General features: G+C 38.7%; 1 protein-coding gene. It reads right to left on the bottom strand.

Annotation, left to right across the window (positions count from 1 at the left end; translation table 11 throughout):
• A partial coding sequence (locus JHD79_RS22325) for a C25 family cysteine peptidase (RefSeq protein ID WP_199121574.1) occupies positions 1–3,685 on the bottom strand: 3,685 nt, incomplete at its 3' end.
• Positions 3,686–4,648 lie beyond the last annotated feature (963 nt).

Raw genomic sequence — 4,648 nt, 5'->3', positions numbered from 1 at the left:
GATCAAAGGAAACTACATCTGTAGCATCGGTTTTTACCTCATAGTTGGCACTTTTCCATTGTGTGGCAGGCCCAGCTTGTTCGGTGATGTAATTGCCCTGGGTGAGGGGATATTGGTAAATATTGGTAAACCTGATTTGTTGGCTTCTGCGGGGAACACTGCTATCATAATCTGCAGTTTTTTCAATGGCCGTACCTACTGCCGCTCCTTTTTGCCCCCAGAACATATAAGGTTCTCCAGCGGCTATACTTCCTATATTGGTTACGCCAATTTGTAGAAAAGCATTTTTTGCAGATTGGGGAAGTGCTGATAAATTAATTCCCCTGCCATTAAAACCAATAACATAGTAACCTTGGGGGATCTGATTGAGGTATCCAATTAAACTATCAATAGCGATCTGATTATTAATGTTAAAAGCAAATTGTCCGGAATAATAAACAGGTGAACCATTTGAATCGTCATTGATAATATTGTAGGTTGATGGGTAGTTAAAAGATCTAAAGGTAACGGGGTGTAGTGCCAAGATTGATATTCCTTCAAATTCATAGCCTAAATAGCCCAGCCTACCTCCAGGATTAGATCTGTAAGTTCTTTCATCGGTGGTAGGGGCATCATCACCACGGGTCTGTATGGTGGTAGAGAAGGCACTTTTGACAAATTCTAATAGCTTTGTCGTATTGTTAAATTCAAGATTTGTTAACGTACCATTTATGTATTGCTGGTAGTGCGACTGGTTCCAACCGTCAGGGCTATCGGTAACATAAGTAAAACTACTTTCTTGCCATATTCCACCTTTATCTGCAGGTACATCTAATTTTGCCCTCCAATAATATGCCTGATTGTTCTTGGATAGAAGTGCAGGTTTCCATTTTGGCAAAAAACCAGCGTTTAATACGCCAGAAGCTTTTTTCCACGGACTATCGAATGTTTTTACGGTATCTATTTCAAAAATATAGTTGGCATTACCAATCAACAGATTGTTGGATTGTGCTACGAGCTCTACATCGGTTTTAGGTACTATGGCATATTTTTTTGGATAAATGATATTTATTCCATTTGCCAACATATTATATTCGAAAGTTGCCGTATTGTTGGTTTTAGAAAGTTCGTCATACTGTCCATCTGGATCTAGTGTAACGGTAAATTTATTCACCCCTGCAGAAGTGATATCGTTCGAATTAATGGAGAAATATAAAGTGTCGGTATTAAAAACGGCCTTGGTGAACGTCTGATGTGGATAGGTAATGATGGTGTTATTGGGTAAGGTACGAGTGAGGGCTACTTTTAAGGGCTGGTTTATTGCTTTTCCTATGTTTTTTACCACGATGGCAACAGAAAATGAGGTTGATAGTGCAGTAACGTTATTAGGGGATATATAGAGATCCTTGTTTTCGATCATGTAATCTGGTTTGGCAGGCGTATAAAACTTAAGCGCAGGATCGCCCTGAAATGTATACTGCGTGGTATGCATAACATTGATGACATCGTTCAGGTTTTGATATTGGGTCTTGGCTTCTTTTAGTGCGGTCGCAATAGATTTGCCATAGCTTGTGCTGAATGCCTTCTGATAAAAAATAGCACTGAAATTAGATAGGTAGCTGGCAATGCCTTCGCTAGAAGTACCGATCCAGCCTATAGCACCTTTTTGCGGATACATGATGTGTTTTTCGCCTAAAGAGGGTTCTATGATGTACATGTTTCCCGTGGTACAGCCATTAATGAGATAGGTTAATAGCTTATCACTATTATTGAGCTCTTCAGGTAGGCCAAAATCAATTTCTGTTGCCTGATGTGCTCCATGGCCCAAGAAAGAAAGTAATGCGGCGCCCTTGTTAATTTCAGCTATGATTTGTTGCTTTCTGGCCGAACTAATTGGCAGGTTAACATTCTTATTAAAGTTAACGGTATCTGCACCAAAAAACTCGCCTTTTGCCATGTTGTACATATTAGCTTGATAAGCGGCCCAAGATAAGTTATCATAAATGGTACTGCCACCGCTAATATGGATGAACTTTTTACGCCATAGCGAATCAGGATATTGTTCGTAGGTTTTTAACTTTTGTAAATAGATTTCCACCTCTTCATTTGTTTTGGCTATTACTCTTCCTGTGGCGATAGCAGGCGCCAAGCTTGTATTGTTAATCCTGGCTGTAAGCAAATCATCTGATGGGGGAGATCCATAGGTGGGGACCAGATCGTCATTAATACCTTGTGATGATCTGATCAGGTGGTTTTCCAATCCCTTCCCTAGCAATAATAGATACTCAGGCTTTGTGCCGGCATATTGTAGCAGGTATTTGGCAAAATTACGAATAGCTAAAGGATGATGTACCCCGTAATAAAACTGGTCATATAACTGCTCTGTAGTAATAATATAAGGCTTATATCCGCTTTGTTGCCTATAGGAAGCATAATTTTGAGCGCTTGATAATAGGGATTTGTGTGTGACAATAATAAAATTTTTATCGAATGTACTTGGCGAAAAGTTCAGCATTTCAACTTTGGCCATTGCGGGTGATATGAAGGAGGCTCCATCATATAAAAAGAGGTTTCTTTTTGTAGTATTTGCCGACAATACAAATTCTGCATTTGTGCCATTAATTTCACCTGCAATTCGTTTCTCGGAGCTAATATCCCAAATTAGTGGCTGCGACTTGTTGTTGTTGGAAAAGTTTAGAAATCTATTTTGAGCACTACCGCCCAATGAAAAACTGAGATTTCCACTTCCTTGCAAATCAACGTTGCGGGGATAGGTAATTTTAGCGTAAGAAACAGCTTGATAATCTGTTCCATCACCTAGATTTAAATCATCAATAGATTGATAAATGATATTGGTGTTTTGGCCTAGCTCATTGGGTGTTATGTCAAATGTTGTTTTGGCCACTTCGTATTCTTTAAATAGAATGTCTTGTTTTAGGTAAGTGTTTGAACCATTACCAATACTGATACGTAAATGATGATTATAACCTTGTGGATGGGTAGCGGTTGAATTTGATCTGCCAGCTACGTAGGTTTCAAATTTGATGGTAGTGGCGCCAGTACCCGTATATAAATTGGGAGTAGGCAATGTTCTGGTCTGTTGTCCCCCCTTACCATATGTGGTTCCCATAAATCCCTCTGCTTCCTGATAATCAGATAAACTCATGTGGGAAGTAATATATTTTCCCTGATAAAAAACCTCGGGATATATGCCCAAGCTCTCATAAAGAATATAAGTTTCTGGTGTTAAGCCGATTTTTGTAGCTTGGAAATTCTGTATTCGTTTACCAAGTGTAGCATTGCTAAAAGTAAGGAAATAGGCAGCAGTATCGGTAAATAAACTATAGTAGTTATGAGGCTGGTTGTTGGCAACAGGATATAGTTCCTTGTCTAATGTGCCATCATTTGGCTCGCCGTAAAACTCAATAAAGTCGCTGGCATCAAAAGTATTGTCATTTTCTCCCTGTACATAAATAGCAACCTCTTTCCCGTTTTTGAATAATTGGAAATTTTTCGGATTGATACTATTTAAAGAAGGAATCTGTTGGTTTAATGTAGTATAGTTCAATCGGTATATGCCTTTTTGGCTTACCTTAATTTTATAATAAGATTGGTTGGTGTTAATCCAGTCGTTACCATAAGGTGTTTGACTAAAAACACTTAAACAACAAAGAGTTATTAAAACAGATAAGTATATGCGCAACATAGATTCAAACATACAAATAATTCACCTTAAATAATAGTAGAGTGGCGTAAGAGTTGGTTTATATCGAGTCTTCGCCTCTGTCATTGATTGATTTATCATGAGGTTATAAAGAGACTTATCTTAAATGAAAATGATTACCGATAGGTAAAATTAATTTTGAGCAGTTCTTCTTGGGTTTATAATTATATGGAAAACGGCAATTCTCAAAAGAGAAATTGCCGTTTTAATTTAAAAACTTAATTTGACAACAATTGTCAAAAGAAACTCGTGGGATAGCATCATACTATTGCCTGCTATTTATTTAATGTACGACTACTGCACCAGTGTCATATATGTAAAATGGATGATAGAATTCGGGAGAGCTTCTTACTAGATATCTGTATCTATATTCATAACTTCCAGGTGTTAATCCAGAGATTGTTATATCCCCATATTCTAGCAATGGAGCAGCAAAATCTATCCATGTTGATGAAGAAACAAGCTTGTATTGTACAAGATATTTAGGGGATGTAATTGTGGGTGTTATATCGTAGCAATACGTTGGTGGACTCATGATATTTAATTGCTGAAAATAGAGTTCGCCTGAAGCTGGTGAGTATGCATGTATATATTGCGGTTTATAATTGATTGTTTGTATGCCTATGTTCGTAGTAGTGGCGGTCGTGAAACTCTCAATCGCATCACAGTCTGTAGCTATTTTAATATTACATCTATAATTATAATAACTACATAAAGTACTATATGGAACTCCAACTGAAAAATAAACACGATATTTATTCATGTCAGTTTCATATTGGATATCATAGTAGGTGTTAATTAATTCAACGTAAACTGTAGGGGCTGTCTCTTATACACATCTGACGCTGCCGACGATCGAGCCATAAAGGGGGGGGGGGGGGGGGGGGGGGGGGGGGGGGGGGGGGGGGGGGGGGGGGGGGGGGGGGGGGGGGGGGGGGGGGGGGG

It is taken from the genome of Pedobacter sp. ASV28 (assembly GCF_016428855.1).
In the GTDB taxonomy this organism is placed as follows: Bacteria; Bacteroidota; Bacteroidia; order Sphingobacteriales; family Sphingobacteriaceae; genus Pedobacter.
The sequence above is the reverse complement of the archived record's forward strand: the minus strand, read 5'-3'. Positions and strand labels throughout refer to the sequence as shown.